This is a genomic window from Silvania sp. (assembly GCF_051656365.1).
GTDB lineage: Bacteria > Pseudomonadota > Gammaproteobacteria > Enterobacterales > Enterobacteriaceae > Enterobacter > Enterobacter hatchlandensis.
The window spans coordinates 75796-92432 of sequence record NZ_JBOGBT010000045.1 but is presented as its reverse complement, the minus strand read 5'-3'; the positions used below and the strand labels follow the sequence as shown (position 1 = coordinate 92432).

Sequence of the window (16637 nt, the reverse complement as noted above, 5' to 3'; positions counted from 1 at the left end):
ACGCTGCCAGAAAGTGGTGGTGGGGGAAGGATTCGAACCTTCGAAGTCTGTGACGGCAGATTTACAGTCTGCTCCCTTTGGCCGCTCGGGAACCCCACCGGACTTGATGGTGCCGACTACCGGAATCGAACTGGTGACCTACTGATTACAAGTCAGTTGCTCTACCTACTGAGCTAAGTCGGCATCAAGTAGCGCGCATTTTAGGGAGACCCGCAGATTCATGCAACTAAAAATTCGCATAAATCGTGCGTTCGCTCATATTTTATGCGAAGAGAGGGGTAAACGCTGTAATTCCAGGCAGAAGCGGACAAATATCCGTCATTTACCCCCTGAAAAGGGCCTAAACCGTGGGCGGGAGGATTCCTGCGTTACGCATCAGTTAGCGACTTTTTTTCTTATTATTCCTCTCATCTGATGTTACCCTCCTGCGCATTGTCCAAAATTAACTACTAGATGTGCCATACCCCGCATGGCTAGCCTCTACTGTGGGAAGTGATGGCTCACTGAAGCATGCTGATGAGCAAAAAAGAGCAAACGTTAATGACGCCTTATCTCCAGTTTAGCCGCAGCCAGTGGGCTGCTCTGCGTGATTCCGTGCCGATGACCCTGACAGAAGGCGAAATCGCACGGTTAAAAGGGATAAACGAAGACCTGTCGCTGGAAGAAGTGGCAGAAATATACCTGCCTTTATCGCGTTTGCTGAATTTCTATATAAGCTCCAACCTTCGCCGTCAGGCCGTACTGGAGCAGTTCCTCGGAACCAACGGGCAGCGCATTCCTTATATCATCAGCATTGCCGGCAGCGTAGCCGTGGGCAAAAGTACCACCGCGCGCGTGCTCCAGGCGCTGCTGAGCCGCTGGCCGGAACACCGCAGCGTGGAGTTAATCACCACCGACGGCTTCCTGCACCCAAATGAAGTATTAAAAGAACGCGGCCTGATGAAGAAGAAGGGCTTCCCGCTCTCTTACGATATGCACCGTCTGGTGAAATTCGTCTCGGATCTGAAATCTGGCGCACCGAATGTAACCGCGCCGGTCTATTCGCACCTGATTTATGATCGCATCCCGGACGGGGATAAAACGGTGGTGCAGCCCGATATTCTGATTCTGGAAGGATTAAATGTCCTGCAGAGCGGGATGGATTATCCACATGACCCGCATCATGTGTTCGTTTCTGACTTTGTCGATTTCTCTATTTATGTCGATGCGCCAGAAGACCTGCTGCAAAACTGGTATATCAATCGTTTCCTTAAGTTCCGCGAAGGGGCCTTTACGGATCCTGACTCCTACTTCCATAACTACGCTCAGCTCTCGGAAGAAGAAGCCGTTAACGTGGCAACGTCGCTGTGGAATGAGATCAACTACGTGAACCTGAAAGAGAACATCCTCCCGACGCGTGAACGCGCCAGCCTGATCCTTACCAAGAGTGAGAAGCACGCTGTCGACCAGATCCGCCTGCGGAAATAGGGGTTAAGCAGACATCAAAAAACCGGCGATTATCGCCGGTTTTTTTATTGCTTACACCTGAGGCTTTTCGCCGTTCTCATCCTGATCGACGGCAAAGCAGGCCACCAGCTGTCCACCGTAGTCTTTTAACTGCGGCTGCAGCTGCGTGCACGGCCCAAAGCGACGACGGCAGCGGGCATTGAATGCACATCCCGGCGGTGGATTGAGCGGGCTTGGCAGTTCACCGGTCAGTTTAATACGCTCACGACGTTCATCCGGGTTCAGACGCGGGGTGGCAGAGAGTAATGCCTGAGTATAAGGATGGCGCGGGTTATTAAAGATCTGATCTTTTGTCCCCTTCTCCACGCAGCGTCCCAGATACATCACCATCACTTCATCGGCAATGTGCTCCACCACGGACAGGTCGTGAGAGATGAAGACATACGACAGGCCTAAATCCTGCTGCAGATCCATCATCAGGTTCAGTACCTGCGCACGTACGGAAACGTCGAGTGCAGAAACCGGTTCATCGGCAATCACCACGTCCGGATCGAGCATCAGACCGCGGGCGATAGCAATACGCTGACGCTGGCCGCCAGAGAACATATGCGGATAGCGATCGTAGTGCTCGGTCTTGAGCCCCACCTTCGCCATCATCGCCAGTGCTTTCTCGCGCCGCTGCTCTTTGCTCAACTCGGTATTAATCTGCAGCGGCTCTTCCAGAATCTGTCCCACTTTCTTACGCGGGTTCAGAGAACCGTACGGGTTCTGGAACACAATCTGGATTTTCTGCCGACGCAGCTTCTGCGCGTTGGGATCGTGCTTGAGCAGATCCTGCCCCTGATAGTACAGCTCGCCCCCGGTCGGGATTTCAATCATGGTCAACAGACGACCCAGCGTGGACTTCCCACAGCCGGACTCCCCTACTACCGCCAGCGTCTTCCCGCGCTCCAGGGTAAAGGAGACACCGTCTAGCGCTTTCACCAGACGTTCAGGTGCAAACAGCCCCTTCTTCACCGGGTAGTGTTTTTTCAGATCGATCGCCTGAAGCAGTGGCTGCTGCAGGGTGGCCTCTTGCTTACTCATAGTGTAGGCCTCCCGGCGTCATCGAGTGGGTAGTGGCATTTTGACTGACGGCCGTCGTTGAGGGTATACAGCTCTGGCTCATCGGTACGGCATTTGTCGGTCGCATACGGACAGCGCGGGTTCAGCAGACAGCCCATTGGACGGTCATACTTGCCCGGCACCACGCCCGGCAGCGAAGCCAGACGCGCCTTGTCCTGGGCAAATTCCGGCAATGCGCGCAGCAGAGCCTGAGTATACGGGTGGCGCGGCGCGCGGAAGATATCCGTCGCCTTGCCGGTTTCGACCACCTGCCCTGCATACATCACGATAATTTTATGCGCCGCTTCGGCCACCAACGCCAGGTCATGGGTGATCAGGATCAGCGCCATGTTCTCTTTCTGCTGCAGCTCCAGCAGCAGCTCAATGATCTGCGCCTGAATGGTCACGTCCAGCGCGGTCGTCGGTTCATCGGCGATCAGCAGCTTTGGACGACAGGCAATCGCCATCGCGATCATCACGCGCTGGCTCATCCCACCGGAAAGCTGGTGCGGATAAACATCCAGACGTGAGCCCGGATCGGGGATCCCGACCTGGGTCAGCAGGTCAATCGCCCGCTGACGTCGGGTTTTCTTGTTACCGCCCTGATGCACCTTGATGGCTTCCATAATCTGGAAACCGACGGTGTAGCATGGGTTAAGACTGGTCATCGGGTCCTGGAAAATCATCGCCACTTCGGCGCCCACCAGCTGGCGGCGCTCTTTTTCCGAAATGCGCTTCAGATCCTGACCGTTAAACTCAAGGCTTTCCGCCATTACGCGCCCGGGATAATCAATCAATCCCATGATCGCCAGCGAGCTCACCGATTTACCGGAACCGGATTCACCGACGATGCCCACCACTTCACCCTGATTTACGCTGTAGCTAACACGATCTACGGCGCGAAACTCGGAGCCAACGTCACCGAAGTGCACCGATAATTTATCTACATTTAATAACGCCATCTCGTGCCTCTTACTGCTTCAGTTTGGGATCAAGTGCATCACGCAGACCATCACCCATCAGGTTAAATGCCAGCACCGTCAGCAGGATCGCCAGACCCGGGAAGGTCACGACCCACCATGCGCTTTGCGCGAACTGCAACACGTCGGCGAGCATCGTGCCCCACTCCGGTGTTGGCGGTTGCGCACCCATGCCAAGGAAGCCAAGAGCAGCCATATCGAGAATGGCGTTAGAGAAGCCGAGCGATGCCTGAACAATCAGGGGCGCAAGGCAGTTTGGAAGAATATTGACGAACATCTGACGCAGTGCGCCAGCTCCCGCCACGCGGGACGCAGTGACATAGTCGCGATGCACTTCCACCAGCACCGCCGCGCGGGTTAAGCGCACATAGTGGGGGAGTGCCACGAACGTCAGGGCCAATGCAGCGTTGCCGATAGACGGACCGAAGACCGCCACCAGTACCAGCGCAAGCAGCAGGCTGGGCAGCGCCAGCATGATGTCGACGACACGCATGATGATGTTGTCGACCAGGCCCCCGAAGTAGCCTGCGACCAGCCCGAGAACCACGCCCAGAATCAGCGAGAGCACCACCACCAGACAACCGACCAGCAGCGACAGACGCGCACCGTACATCAGACGGGACAGCACATCGCGGCCCACATCGTCGGTACCCAGAAGATGAGCAAAGGTCCCACCCTCCTGCCAGGCCGGCGGCGCCAGCAGCATGTCGCGGAACTGATCCGCCGGGTTATAGGGTGCAAGAAAGTTCGCAAATACCGCGATGATGATCATGATGGTGACATACACCAGACCGACAACCGCGCCTTTATTACGTTTGAAGTAGTGCCAGAACTCCTGCAGCGGCGTCATTGGCACCGGTGCAGCGACCACTTTATTTCCAGAAACTTGTGACATGATGGCCCCTTACTTCTTATGACGAATACGCGGGTTCACCACGCCGTACAGCAAATCGACCAGCAGGTTGACGAGAATAATCATCGTCGCCACCAGCAGTACACCGCCCTGCACTACCGGGTAATCACGGCGTTGCAATGCGTCAATCAGCCAGCGGCCCAGCCCCGGCCAGGAGAAGATGGTTTCCGTCAGGATCGCACCCGCCAGCAACGTACCCACCTGCAAACCGATAACGGTCACAACCGGCAGCATGGCGTTACGCAGCGCATGCACGATGATCACGCGCATACGGGTCAACCCTTTGGCGCGGGCGGTACGGATGTAATCCTCACCCAGTACTTCCAGCATCGACGAGCGGGTCATACGCACAATCACCGCCAGCGGGATCGTACCCAGCACCATGGCAGGCAAAATCATATGCGCCAGCGCGTCAATAAAGTTGCCCTCTTCGCCCCAGATAGCCGTGTCGATTAGCATAAAGCCGGTCAGCGGATTCGAATCATCCAGGAACACCATGTCGCTGACGCGCCCGGAGACCGGCGTCAGGTTCCATTGCACCGACACCAGCATAATCAGCATCATGCCCCACCAGAAGATAGGCATGGAGTAGCCGGTCAGGGCCAGACCCACAGCAGTGTGGTCAAAGATTGAGCCGCGTTTTACCGCAGCCAGCACGCCCACCGGAATACCAACGGCGACGGCAAACATCATGGCGCAGACACCGAGTTCAAGCGTCGCTTTAAAGCGCGGCACGAACTCTTCCCACACCGGAAGACGGCTTTTCAGCGAAATACCCAAATCACCATGCAGCACGCCCCAGATATAGTGGAGATACTGTTGCCACATGGGCTTATCCAGACCCAACTCGGCCAACAGTTGTGCATGACGCTCAGGCGAAATTCCACGCTCACCTGCCATAATCATTACCGGGTCGCCGGGGATCATATGGACGAAGGCAAAGGTGAGAAGGGTGATACCGATAAACGTGGGGATAACTAACCCCAGACGTCGGAGGATGAACTGCAACATAACCCGGATTCTCTCTAATGACGCATGCCTGCTGGCATGACGTCTTTATTGCTCACAAATCTTATCCCCACAGAACTCAAAGGGGATAAAGCACTGCTGCCGGGTGACGCTACGCTTACCCGGCCTACGGTTTGTAGGCCAATGCAAACGCAGCGCCGCCTGGCGTTACTTTTAATTATTCAATTGATACGTTTTCGAAGTGGTGTTTGCCCAGTGGATCAACCACGTAGCCTTTAACTTCTTTACGCACTGGCTCGTACACGGTGGAGTGAGCCACGATCAGCGCTGGCGCCTGGTCATGCATCACAACCTGAGCCTGTTTGTACAGTTCGATACGCTTGTTGTGGTCGTCGGTCGCACGTGCCGGCTGAATCAGATCTTCAAACGGCTTGTAGCACCAGCGAGAGTAGTTAGAACCTTGTTTTGCTGCATCACAGCTGAACAGGGTGGCGAAGAAGTTGTCCGGATCCCCATTGTCCCCGGTCCAGCCCATCATTACAGCCTGGTGTTCACCTGCTTTAGCACGCTTCAGGTACTCGCCCCACTCGTAAGTGACGATCTTGGCCTGAACGCCGATTTTAGCCCAGTCAGCCTGAACCATCTCAGCCATACGGCGAGCGTTCGGGTTGTACGGACGCTGTACTGGCATCGCCCACAGCTCAACGGTAAAGCCTTTATCCTGACCGGCTTCTTTCAGCAGTGCTTTCGCTTTCTCGACGTCGTAGGTGTAATCCTTCACGTCGTCGTTATAGCCCCACATTGTTGGTGGGATCAGGTTTTTCGCTGCAACGCCCGCGCCCTGATAAACCGCTTTGATGATCGCGTCTTTGTTCACCGCGTAGGTCAGCGCCTGACGCACTTTCACATCATCAAACGGTTTCTTCTCGGTGTTGAAAGAGAGGTAGCCGACGTTCAGGCCAGCCTGCTCGTGCAGGGTGATGTTTTTGTCCTGCTTCATACGCGCGATGTCTGCCGGGTTCGGGTACGGCATCACCTGGCACTCGTTCTTCTGCAGCTTGGCGTAACGCACAGATGCGTCAGGCGTGATGGAGAAGACCAGGCGGTCGATCTGTGGCTTGGTGCCCCAGTAACCTTCGAACGCTTTGTACAGAATACGGGAGTCTTTCTGGTACTGCTGCAGCTGGAATGGACCGGTACCGATTGGGTTCAGATCCACTTTCTCCGGCGTACCGGCTTTCAGCATGTTGTCCGCGTATTCTTTAGACAGAATAGAGGCGAAGTCCATGGCCAGGTCAGCCAGGAATGGCGCTTCCGGACGGCTCAGCACGAACTGAACGGTTTTATCGTCCACTTTTTTCACTTCGCTGATCAGATCAGGCAGGCCCATCCCTTCGAAGTACTCATAGCTGCCGCCAGAGACTTTGTGGTACGGGTTCTGGGCATTTTTCTGACGGTCGAAGGAGAACACCACGTCGTCGGCATTCAGCTCACGCGTAGGTTTGAAATCTTTGCTGTCCTGCCACTTCACGCCCTGACGCAGGTGGAAGGTATAGGTTTTACCGTCTTCGCTGACTTCCCACTTCTCCGCCAGACCCGGAATCACTTCCGTGGTACCGATTTTGAATTCAACCAGACGGTTATAGATAGGTACGGAGCTAGCGTCGTACGTTGTACCAGAGGTAAAGAGCTGTGGGTTAAAGCCTTCCGGCGAGCCTTCAGAACAGTAGACCAGGGTTTTTGCCTGTACGCCCGCAGCCACAGTCATTGCCACCAGGCTCAGACCAAGCTTCAGCATCCCTGACTTCTTCAAGGAAATACTCATTATTATTCGGCTCCATTGTGATGTTTGTTGTGTTACTCCGCCTGACCTTTAATTTGTTTTTTACCCGGTCCGGTCGGTGCTGCCCTAAGGCGTTATAAGGGATGGAGATTCCGTTCAGAAGAGCGACTGAGTTGCAGCGCAGATCCTCCCTGAAGTGCCCCTCGTGCCCTACAATCTGTCAACAGAATGTGAAAACGTCAATACAGGTGACGGGGATTTACGCCAGGTGTGAGAATTCGTAAACAAAGATTAAAAAAACTTGCGGGGGCTATTTTCAGCAGGGAAATTTATGCTACCCGCCATGATGCAGCACAACTCTCTACACAATCTGCTACAACCAGTGATTAACATTTATTCAACCGACTTAAATTTTCTTGCAGAATGGCGATTATCTGCGCACTTAATGCCGTGAACGTTAAAACGCACAGGGGAAAATGCTGGGGTTATCTATAAGTAACGCCAGAAAAAATCAATCTATATATAAAAAAATACAATGGAATATGTCACAAAAACGTTAACAGGCAGGGGGAACGAGAGGTAGGGCGTATTTTGTAGCGTTATGTGAAAAATGAACCGTTGAAGCAGGGTGTTTCTGTGGACGACAAATGCAAAAAGGGCCAACCTTACGGTTAGCCCTTTTTTAAATGTGGTCGGCGAGAGAGGATGACTCGCCACTTCGTGGCTCGCCCTGCGGGCCGTTGCTAAAGCAACGTTCCCTCGCTTCGCTCGGGTCGAACCTCCTTCCCCGGAGATTCTCATCCTCATGAACTTCAGATGCAAAAAACCCTGCTCTGTGAGCAGGGTTTCGAATGTGGTCGGCGAGAGAGGATTCGAACCTCCGACCCACTGGTCCCAAACCAGTTGCGCTACCAAGCTGCGCTACTCGCCGAATGCGGAGCGCATCTTACTGCTGGGGTATGCGCCCGTCAATCCCTTATTTTAAAAAAGCCATTCAATTGGCGATAAAGTCGCCAGGCCTTCAGTTCGCGGCCTTCACTGCACCGTCAGGAACCTTACACCAGTTGTTGTTCTCGTTAATCCCACCGTCGGGTGAGGTGTAACCGAGGCAACCCATGATGGTGTCGTACAGTTCCACATGGCGACGCGCCACCTTCATATCCGCCTGCTGCTTGAGCTGAGCGAACATTTTGGCTTTATCCGGGTTCTCCAGATACTTGTCCGACATCCACACCATCATTGGCACCCGGAACTGCTCCGGTGGCGCCATCTTGCGCGGCGTACCGTGCAGATGCTCTTTCTCGTTGATCGACTCACCGTGGTCGGCGGCATAGAAGACAATCGCCTTCTTATCGCGCACCTGATCAATCACGCTGTCAATAAAGTGATCCACATAGGTCACCGAGTTGTCATAGGAGTTGATCATCTCCTCTTTACTACAGGCTTTGTCCACGCCCTTACACTCCGGCGTCCATTTCGCAAAGCTGCGCGGATAACGCTGGGTGTAGTTATAGTGCGACCCCTTGGTATGCAGGATGATCATGTGCTTACCTTTCTGGTTGCCCTGCAGCGAGCGTTGCATCTCGTCAACGAGCAGCATGTCGTCAACGCTCTTACCGCGGTTACGCGGCTCAGCGCCGATTTGCTCACGGTAGGCAATGTTGTTGGCCATCGTGTTGCTGTAGAACCATATTTCGCTTTGCATCGCATAGAGGTCAGTGCTAAAGCCAAGCTGGCGCAGCACGGAGAAGATGTTTTGCTCTTTAAGCGTCCGCTGCGGATTGTCGCTTGCCCCGCCCTCACGCACGAACATGCAGCGTAAGGAGAGCTTGGTGGCGGTATCGCAGGAGTATCCGCGGAAGGCGACCAGATTTTTCTCCTGTGCCAGCTTCGGTGTGGTATCTCGCCCGTAGCCCAGCATGCCCATATGATCCCAGCGCGTCGTTTCACCAATAATAAACACCACGTAGGTATCATCGAGATCGGCAGGTGCCTGGTAGGTGAATTTTTTCGCCGGGTTCATCAGCGATTTGTTATCCGATGATTCATCCACCTGCGCCCAGGCGTACAGCCCCAGCGCAGAGATCCAGTTGGAAGGCAGATAGGAGTTTGCCACCACGCCGCCGTAGCTCGGCAGATCCACACCGGAGCTGCGCTCAACCTTCTTCTGCTGAACATCCAGCAGCCGAATCGGGCCCCAGACCATCAATCCCGCCAGGGTAACCAGCATCACGCTTCGGATGCGCAGCCCAGGCGTACGTAGCTGGCGCAATAGCGTATAGCGGCAGCGGTTGCTCCAGATGAATATCAGCGGCAGCGCACTGACCGAAACCAGCCAGATAATAAAGTGCAGACCGACCACTTCTTTAGAGAGATCGATATCCGTGGTCATCACCGACGCAATAATGCCGTAGCCAATGACCACGTTCATAAAGGTCATGTAATAGCTGGCACCCGCCGAGAACAGCACCACCAGCGTGGCAAGGACGCGCCACACGCGTCGTCCGAACAGCGACAGCAGGCGTAATAAAAAGAAGGTCACCAGCACGGTGGCAACCAGTTCGACAATCCCAGCAATCCCTTTCCAGGCAGTAAAATCTTGCGCATAACCGTCAAACCGACGGAAAAAAACCGCGACATTCATAAACAGTCCGATGTACAACGCCAGCATAAAACTCAGCTTTTGTTGCGTCATCGCTTTGATATATTTCATTAATGCGACCTGGAAAAAGGTAAATAGAGCCGTGTTACTATTGTTTAAAAAGTAAACAGGGTAATTCTTCGCTAAGGAATTCGTTATGAGAAAAACATTGAGCGCGGTAAGTAGACCACAGCGGTGAGAAAAAGTGGCAACAGAGAATGTGATTGGTGCAAATATTTACAAAAAAACAAGTCCGATGACATACAAGAGGTGGGTTCTTTACTTTTGGCGGGCAGAAAAAAGGCCGGAATATCCGGCCCTTAGCGTACTAATTAAGCATGTGCTTCGCGGTATATTTCTGGCCGGGGCTGACGAATTGTCGTGGAAAGTGCCAGAGAGATAATCAGCAGAGCGAAGATAACGCAGAAAGTCACATAGAACCCACCGAACAGGGACGCAATCAGCGAACCGCAAATACTGCCGATACCGAAGCCTAAATAAATCACGCCGTAGTTTTTCGCCAGATTATTCAGACCGAAGAACTCGCTCACCAGCGACGGGAAGACCGTGATGGTGCCGCCGAAGTTAAAGGCGACGCAGGCGATAGCGGCAAAGAAGGTCACTTCGTTCAGGGGGGCAAACAGCAGCGCGGCCATCCCCACCAGCGAGACGACCTGACCAATAGTGATCACCCGGATACGGGAGATTTTATCGGACAGGATACCCAGCACCAGGCGACCCGAAAGGTTGGCGATGGAGATGATGGTCACCGCGTTGGCGGCAGTCGCCGCATCCAGTTTAACCAGCCCCTGGGCGATATCTTTCGCCACGCCAATCACATACAGGCCACTCATGCAGGCGGTCAGGAACATCACTGCCAGCATCCAGTACTGCGGCTTACGCATGGACTCGGCCAGCGTAAAGTCGTTTTCAACTACGCCATTCACGGACTGCGCCTGCTGCTGTGGCGCATCTTTCATCAGGGTCGCACCGAACAGAATCATCACCATCACGATTGCGCCCCAGATCATAAAGGTCTTTTCGAGTCCAACCGCCGACAGTAAATAGCTGTCGATGAACTTAAAGCCCAGGCTGCCGAGGCCATATGAGCCAATCGCAAAGGCGGAAATCAGCCCTTTACGTTCCGGGAACCATTTCACGCAGTTCGACAGGGTCAGCAAATAACCCGCGCCGTCCGCCAGCCCGACCAGTACCCCGGCGCTCAGCCAGAGCATCATCAGGTTGTTGGAATGAGCGGTCAGGAAGAAGCCCACACCCAGCAGAACACCAGAGGCCATAGTGACGCGCTTCACGCCAAAGCGTTCCTGCAACTTACCGGCGATAGAGGAAGAGATTGCCAGCCCCAGGCTCAGCAGGCCAAAGGAGAAAGCCACCTGGCTGACAGGTTCATTGAGCTTATCGGAGAGTGCGCTGTTGAACAGGCTCCAGGTATAGACCGAGCCCAGAGCAAATTGCGTCACAATGGTGCCAAAAAGGGTCAGCCAGCGGGTGCGGTTATAAGATGATGTGTTCATGGCAGTTGTCCTGCAGGAAAAAGGGGAAATTCACTGCTGACAACAATAGCGAAAACCCCGCAATGCCTGGGGTAAAACGGCATGAAATGCAGAGAGGTCGGAATGAAATGCCCAAATTCAGGAATGAATGACCTGGACTGTCATCGATACCCGCACGAGTTAGTGGTTACTATCGATACAGGCCAGGCCATTCATGTGATAAAGATGTTAACAACGCCAACTTAATTGACACATTTAAAACTTAGCGCTGACGCCAAGGGTGTAAAGGTAATCTTCGCCGGTGGTCATATTTTCCGCCTGCGACATGGAAGCATACGCCGCCATATGCGGATTAAGCAGCATATCGGCCCCAACCGTCACATCCATCCAATTGCCGTACTGCGTTGACGACGGTATGCGCCCCAGTCCGGACTGCGTTTTCCACTGATTCTCACCAAACTGCTGGTTGTAGCTGATTTGCGCCCATGGACGCACATCGCCCACCCGCGTATCGACACGCCAGCCGAGCGTACTGATGCTCGCATGCCACAGCGGATCGACAAGCGATTGCGTCGTCACGCTATCGCCAAACTCGTTATACATATTGGGCGTCGAGCCGTCATAGTGCCAACCGGCAACCGGCCCGGTGGTAAAGTGCCGGGCAATGGGAATACTCCAGCCCACGCTCATCGCGCCGCTGGCGTCCAGCGGTGACGTATCTGGCATTTTCAGCGCCAGGCCGGGTATATTCTGCGAAGAACGGATCCGTTCCTCAAGAATATCCTCGTAACGCGGTCGGTGATCGGCATCCCATGTATAACGTTCGGTCGTATTACTTTCTGTATCTGAAACGATATATTCCTGTTGCCAGGCATATGCTGTGTGGCCCGATAGCAGGCAGGCAAATAAACTCACCAGACCGGTAACGGCATGGTGGCCACTGATTTTTTTTATCATCATCAAAGCGACTCCAGGGAGAGCCGAATTCGGCGATATTTGTCATTGTTTAATAAAGGCCGCGTGGCATCCTGAAGGTGGTTGCGTATCAGCCTGTATTAACTATTGTCTCTTTAGATAACACGTCAAGCCGGGTCGATTGATATTTTTCGATTTCACGACCTGGAAAGGAGAAAACCGATGCAACGTTGTGGTTGGGTTAGCCAGGATCAGCTCTATATCGACTATCACGATAAAGAGTGGGGAGTCCCGGAAACTGACGGTAAGAATCTGTTTGAGATGATCTGTCTTGAAGGCCAGCAGGCCGGGTTATCCTGGATAACGGTGCTGAAAAAACGGGAAAACTATCGCCGGGCTTTTCATCAGTTTGATCCGGTCCGCGTCGCCGCGATGACGCCAGACGACGTCGACAGGCTGGTGCTGGACGCGGGGATTATTCGCCACCGTGGCAAAATCGAAGCCATTATCGGTAACGCGCGGGCCTATCTGGCGATGGAAGAAAATGGCGAGCGGTTCTGTGATTTCGTCTGGTCGTTCGTCGATAACACCCCACAGGTGACGCAGGCGTCGACGCTCGCCGGGATCGCCGCCTCAACGCCCGCTTCCGATGCCCTCTCAAAAGCGCTGAAAAAGCGCGGCTTTAAGTTCGTCGGCTCCACCATCTGCTACGCCTTTATGCAGGCCTGCGGGCTGGTCAACGATCACGTCACCACCTGCTTCTGTCACCCCGGAGGCCAGCATGATCCGCAAAGGGCTCAATGACGATCTCGAGCCGTTACTGGAACTGTGGCTGGAGAGCACCACTTTCGCCCATCCGTTTATCGATGCGCAGTACTGGCAGGAGAGCGAGGCGATCGTGAGGGACGTCTATCTGCCCTCGGCAGAGACCTGGGTGTGGGAAGAGGCAGGCCAGCTTCGCGGGTTTATCAGCGTGATGCAGTCCATGTTTGTTGGCGCATTGTTTGTCGACCCGGCGTTTGCGGGACGAGGTATCGGGCATGCGCTGATCAACCATGTCCAGCAGCGCTACCCGTCGTTAAGCCTTGAGGTGTATCAGAAGAACAGTCGGGCGGTGAATTTCTACCATGCACAGGGCTTTCGTATTGAAAACAGCGCCTGGCAGGAAGAGACCCACCACCCGACCTGGCTTATGAGCTGGCAGGCGGATCAAATGCCGTCAGAGTAAGCGTCGGGCCTTGATATTTTTCCAGCCACGCCAGCGCCGTATTTCCGGCGCAGCCATTCCCCAGCTTCGAGCTGGGGAGATCTTTGGTCAATACGTTGACCGCGCCGTTCTTACAAATCCCGCCGTTGTCCGCATCCAGATCCGGCCAGGCGCCCTGATGAATACAGATCACCCCCGGCTTGATCCCGTCGCTGACCACGGCCCCGGCCAGCACCTGCCCGCGCCCGTTCCAGACCCGGACCACATCACCATCGGCAATTCCGCGGGCGTTAGCATCATGCGGATGCAGGGTCACAGGCTCACGCCCGCCCACCGCATACTGTTCACGCAGGGAGGAGTAGTTCAGCTGGCTGTGCAGACGATGTGCCGGGTGGGCAGAGAGCAACTGCAGCTGATCCGGCAGCGCATTGCCGTGCCATTCGTCCGGCGCAAGCCACATCGGGTGCGGCGGGCAATCGGCATACTGGAAGCTGGCGATGCGCTCAGAGTGGATCACTATTTTGCCGCTCTCGGTTTTCAGGGGATGATTTAGCGGATCGCGGCGGAAATCGGCGAAGCGGACAAACTGCGCATTCTGCTCTGACTCCGGCATTTCGACGATGGCATTGTCCGCCCAGAACTGCGCGAACGGCGCCAGGGTCACGCCCTGCGCTGCGCCACGCTGCCCGGCAATCTGATAGAACGTCTCCAGCCAGTCGAGGTCGGTTTTGCCTTCCGTAAACCGCTCGCCGCCGCCCTGCTCCCAGCGTTCGCTCAGCTCAGCAAAGACGTCAAAATCATCCCGCGCCTCGTCGCGCGGTTGCACGACGCGCTTCATCGGCACCATATGCTGGTTGCTGTAATCACCGGTCATCGTCATATCGTTACGTTCAAACGAGGTGGTCGCAGGCAACACGATATCAGCATGTCTGGCTGCCGCGGTCCAGAAGCACTCCGAGATGACCACCAGCTCCGGTTTTTGCCAGGCGCGGATCAGGCGGTTGGTATCCTGATGATGGGTAAAGTTGGCTCCGCCCGCCCACCAGACAAAGCGGATATCCGGGAAGTGACGATCCATGCCGTTGTGCTGATAAAACCCGCCCGGGTTCTCCAGCGCTTCAACGATGCGGGCAACCGGGATTTTATCGACCGCGTCAACGCCGCCCTGTACCGATCCCTGCATCGACGCCAGCACCGCCGCCCGGCGCGTCGGGTTGCCGCCGTTAGCAAAGTGATAAGACAGCCCAAAACCGCCGCCCGGGGTGCCGATCTGGCCGAGCATCGCCGCCAGCGTGACCAGCATCCAGTGCTTCTGCTCGCCAAACTGCTGACGCTGCATGCCCCATCCGGACATCAGCATCGTGTTATTTTCGTGGAACAAGACTGCCAGTTCGCGAATTTTAGCCGCCTCAATGCCACAGATGTCGGCAGCCCACTCGGCCGTTTTGGCGATCCCGTCCGACTCACCGGTCAGGTAGTCAGCAAAGAGGGCGTACCCGCTGGTACAGCGCGCGAGGAAATCCTCGTCCTGCCAGCCATTTTCAACCAGCGTATGGGCAATGCCGAGCATCAGCGCGACGTCGGTGCCCATATGCGGGGCGATCCATTCGGCGCTGTCGCCGAAGAAATCCATGGTTTCAGAGCGCATCGGGTCGATGCAGATCAGACGCTTGCCGCTTTTGCGCAGCGCATCAAAATACCCAATGCCCTGCTCGTCGCTGGCGTTCCACGCAATCTTGAGCGTATTGAGCGGATTGGCGCTCCACAGTACCACCACGTCGCTGTGCTCCAGCACCAGCGGCCAGCTGGTCTGCTGCTGGTATACCTCATTGCCACCGACCACATACGGCATGATGGCCTGTGCCGCACCGGTGGAGTAATCCCCCAGATGGCCGGTGTAGCCGCCCGCCAGGCTCATATAGCGCTGAAGCAGCGTCGCCGCCTTGTGCAACACGCCGTTTGAACGCCAGCCATAGGATCCGGCAAAAATCGACGCCGGGCCGTGGCTATCACGGATCCGGCGGTGCTGAGCATCAATCAGCGTCAGCGCCTGGTCCCAGCTAACGCGCACAAACTCATCCTGGCCGCGCACGCCCTGCGGCTTATCTGGCGAGGCGAGAAAGCCCTTACGCACCATCGGCCAGCGTACGCGCGTTTTGCTGTGAACCTGATCGCGCACCACGGTTTGCAGCGAGTTCGGATGCTGGGTGGGCAACGCCCCGCGGGAAGACAACACCGCGTCGCCATCCGTCTCAACCAGCATCGGCCCCCAGTGGGCTGCGGTCAGAATCGTTTTTGTTGAAGTGGTCACGGCGTGCGCTCCTGGTTATCCGTTGCAGGTTTCATAGCCTTCTTCGAGGCTGTTGATAATTTGATACATATTTCAGAGTTATCCCCAAAATTTTCTTCATAACTGCGGGTCATAATCAACTGCCACGCCCGTCGTGGCAAAGAATAAAAAAGCTTAAGGAAAGAAGATGAAAAAAAGCGTACTTATGATTGCCGCTGTTGTGAGCGGCGCACTGGTTGTTTCAGGCTGCACCACCAACCCTTACACCGGCGAACGTGAAGCGGGTAAATCCGGCATTGGCGCCGGCATCGGTTCTCTGGTGGGCGCAGGCGTTGGCGCCCTCTCCTCCTCGAAAAAAGATCGCGGCAAAGGCGCGCTGATTGGCGCAGCAGCCGGTGCAGCACTGGGCGGCGGGGCCGGATATTACATGGATGTGCAGGAAGCGAAGCTGCGCGAAAAAATGCAGGGTACCGGCGTAAGCGTCACCCGCAGCGGCGATAACATCATCCTGAACATGCCGAATAATGTCACCTTCGACAGCAACAGCTCCACCCTGAAACCGGCAGGTGCCAACACGCTGACCGGCGTGGCAATGGTGCTCAAAGAATACGGTAAAACAGCGGTGAACGTGCTGGGCTACACCGACAGCACCGGCAGCCAGGATCTGAACATGCGTCTGTCCCAGCAGCGCGCCGACGCGGTGGCCAGTTCGCTGATCACCCAGGGCGTAGCGGCGCCTCGCATCCGCGCCAGCGGAATGGGCCCGGCGAACCCGATCGCCAGCAACAGCACGGCAGAAGGCAAAGCGCAGAACCGCCGCGTCGAGATCACCCTCAGCCCAACCCAGTAAAATCCTCCCATCGCAGGCCCGGTAA

At 55.4% G+C, this 16637-nt stretch carries 13 protein-coding genes, 3 tRNA genes and 1 other RNA gene; 4 read left to right on the top strand and 13 right to left on the bottom strand.

Going from position 1 to position 16637, the window contains the following annotated elements:
• Nucleotides 1–14 precede the first annotated feature (14 nt).
• Both ACRDD5_RS09990 and ACRDD5_RS09985 read right to left on the bottom strand, forming a co-directional pair.
• Nucleotides 15–99 (bottom strand) — tRNA-Tyr (locus ACRDD5_RS09990).
• Nucleotides 100–107: 8 nt separating this feature from the next.
• A tRNA-Thr gene (locus ACRDD5_RS09985) sits at nt 108–183 on the bottom strand.
• 333 nt (nt 184–516) lie between these two features.
• On the opposite strand from ACRDD5_RS09985, the gene coaA reads away from it, so the two are divergent.
• Nucleotides 517–1467, top strand: a complete 951-nt coding sequence (coaA, locus tag ACRDD5_RS09980; protein ID WP_271282901.1) for a type I pantothenate kinase — start codon at nt 517–519, stop codon at nt 1465–1467.
• A 51-nt stretch (nt 1468–1518) separates the two neighbouring features.
• Here the strand turns inward: coaA and dppF are convergent, their stop codons facing one another.
• The 10 genes from dppF to ACRDD5_RS09930 form a co-directional block, all read right to left on the bottom strand.
• On the bottom strand, nt 1519–2532 hold the full coding sequence (gene dppF, locus ACRDD5_RS09975) for a dipeptide ABC transporter ATP-binding subunit DppF (RefSeq protein ID WP_271282902.1): 1014 nt from the start codon (nt 2530–2532) through the stop codon (nt 1519–1521).
• Nucleotides 2529–3512 (bottom strand): dipeptide ABC transporter ATP-binding protein, encoded by a 984-nt coding sequence (gene dppD, locus ACRDD5_RS09970; protein WP_438676659.1) that lies wholly within the window; start codon nt 3510–3512, stop codon nt 2529–2531. Before dppD ends, dppF begins: the two co-directional genes overlap by 4 nt.
• A 10-nt stretch (nt 3513–3522) precedes the next feature.
• Nucleotides 3523–4425, bottom strand: coding sequence for a dipeptide ABC transporter permease DppC (dppC, locus tag ACRDD5_RS09965; RefSeq protein ID WP_271282904.1), 903 nt, complete (start codon nt 4423–4425; stop codon nt 3523–3525).
• Between the two features lie 9 nt (nt 4426–4434).
• On the bottom strand, nt 4435–5454 hold the full coding sequence (gene dppB, locus ACRDD5_RS09960; RefSeq protein ID WP_271282905.1) for a dipeptide ABC transporter permease DppB: 1020 nt from the start codon (nt 5452–5454) through the stop codon (nt 4435–4437).
• Nucleotides 5455–5629: 175 nt separating this feature from the next.
• Nucleotides 5630–7237, bottom strand: coding sequence for a dipeptide ABC transporter periplasmic-binding protein DppA (dppA, locus tag ACRDD5_RS09955; RefSeq protein ID WP_271282906.1), 1608 nt, complete (start codon nt 7235–7237; stop codon nt 5630–5632).
• Between the two features lie 647 nt (nt 7238–7884).
• A non-coding RNA gene (locus ACRDD5_RS09950) (RtT sRNA) lies at nt 7885–8016 on the bottom strand.
• Nucleotides 8017–8049: 33 nt separating this feature from the next.
• A tRNA-Pro gene (locus ACRDD5_RS09945) sits at nt 8050–8126 on the bottom strand.
• 90 nt (nt 8127–8216) lie between these two features.
• Entirely contained in the window at nt 8217–9908 is a 1692-nt protein-coding gene (gene eptB / locus ACRDD5_RS09940; RefSeq protein WP_271282907.1) for a kdo(2)-lipid A phosphoethanolamine 7''-transferase, read from the bottom strand.
• Between the two features lie 260 nt (nt 9909–10168).
• Nucleotides 10169–11371 (bottom strand): L-lactate MFS transporter, encoded by a 1203-nt coding sequence (locus ACRDD5_RS09935; protein ID WP_271282908.1) that lies wholly within the window; start codon nt 11369–11371, stop codon nt 10169–10171.
• Nucleotides 11372–11605: 234 nt separating this feature from the next.
• Nucleotides 11606–12310, bottom strand: a complete 705-nt coding sequence (locus ACRDD5_RS09930) for an autotransporter domain-containing protein (RefSeq protein WP_271282909.1) — start codon at nt 12308–12310, stop codon at nt 11606–11608.
• Between the two features lie 177 nt (nt 12311–12487).
• On the opposite strand from ACRDD5_RS09930, the gene tag reads away from it, so the two are divergent.
• Nucleotides 12488–13069: a DNA-3-methyladenine glycosylase I gene (tag, locus tag ACRDD5_RS09925; protein WP_271282910.1), complete on the top strand. Its 582-nt coding sequence runs from the start codon at nt 12488–12490 to the stop codon at nt 13067–13069.
• Nucleotides 13047–13493 carry an N-acetyltransferase gene (locus ACRDD5_RS09920; protein WP_271282911.1) on the top strand — a complete coding sequence of 149 codons (447 nt, stop codon included), beginning with the start codon at nt 13047–13049 and terminating at the stop codon, nt 13491–13493. Before tag ends, ACRDD5_RS09920 begins: the two co-directional genes overlap by 23 nt.
• Here the strand turns inward: ACRDD5_RS09920 and ACRDD5_RS09915 are convergent.
• Nucleotides 13456–15783 (bottom strand): molybdopterin guanine dinucleotide-containing S/N-oxide reductase, encoded by a 2328-nt coding sequence (locus tag ACRDD5_RS09915; protein WP_438676658.1) that lies wholly within the window; start codon nt 15781–15783, stop codon nt 13456–13458. The genes ACRDD5_RS09920 and ACRDD5_RS09915 overlap by 38 nt on opposite strands.
• A 166-nt stretch (nt 15784–15949) precedes the next feature.
• Between ACRDD5_RS09915 and ACRDD5_RS09910 the strand changes: the two genes are divergently transcribed.
• Entirely contained in the window at nt 15950–16612 is a 663-nt protein-coding gene (locus ACRDD5_RS09910; RefSeq protein ID WP_271267001.1) for an OmpA family lipoprotein, read from the top strand.
• Nucleotides 16613–16637: the final 25 nt, after the last annotated feature.

What these genes read in the sequence shown, in the direction of transcription:
- eptB (WP_271282907.1), bottom strand. Translation starts at nt 9,908, where the DNA reads ATGAAATATATCAAAGCGATGACGCAACAAAAGCTGAGTTTTATGCTG.
- ACRDD5_RS09935 (WP_271282908.1), bottom strand. Translation starts at nt 11,371, where the DNA reads ATGAACACATCATCTTATAACCGCACCCGCTGGCTGACCCTTTTTGGC.
- dppF (WP_271282902.1), bottom strand. Translation starts at nt 2,532, where the DNA reads ATGAGTAAGCAAGAGGCCACCCTGCAGCAGCCACTGCTTCAGGCGATC.
- tag (WP_271282910.1), top strand. Translation starts at nt 12,488, where the DNA reads ATGCAACGTTGTGGTTGGGTTAGCCAGGATCAGCTCTATATCGACTAT.
- ACRDD5_RS09910 (WP_271267001.1), top strand. Translation starts at nt 15,950, where the DNA reads ATGAAAAAAAGCGTACTTATGATTGCCGCTGTTGTGAGCGGCGCACTG.
- dppA (WP_271282906.1), bottom strand. Translation starts at nt 7,237, where the DNA reads ATGAGTATTTCCTTGAAGAAGTCAGGGATGCTGAAGCTTGGTCTGAGC.
- dppD (WP_438676659.1), bottom strand. Translation starts at nt 3,512, where the DNA reads ATGGCGTTATTAAATGTAGATAAATTATCGGTGCACTTCGGTGACGTT.
- dppC (WP_271282904.1), bottom strand. Translation starts at nt 4,425, where the DNA reads ATGTCACAAGTTTCTGGAAATAAAGTGGTCGCTGCACCGGTGCCAATG.
- ACRDD5_RS09920 (WP_271282911.1), top strand. Translation starts at nt 13,047, where the DNA reads ATGATCCGCAAAGGGCTCAATGACGATCTCGAGCCGTTACTGGAACTG.
- coaA (WP_271282901.1), top strand. Translation starts at nt 517, where the DNA reads ATGAGCAAAAAAGAGCAAACGTTAATGACGCCTTATCTCCAGTTTAGC.
- ACRDD5_RS09930 (WP_271282909.1), bottom strand. Translation starts at nt 12,310, where the DNA reads ATGATGATAAAAAAAATCAGTGGCCACCATGCCGTTACCGGTCTGGTG.
- dppB (WP_271282905.1), bottom strand. Translation starts at nt 5,454, where the DNA reads ATGTTGCAGTTCATCCTCCGACGTCTGGGGTTAGTTATCCCCACGTTT.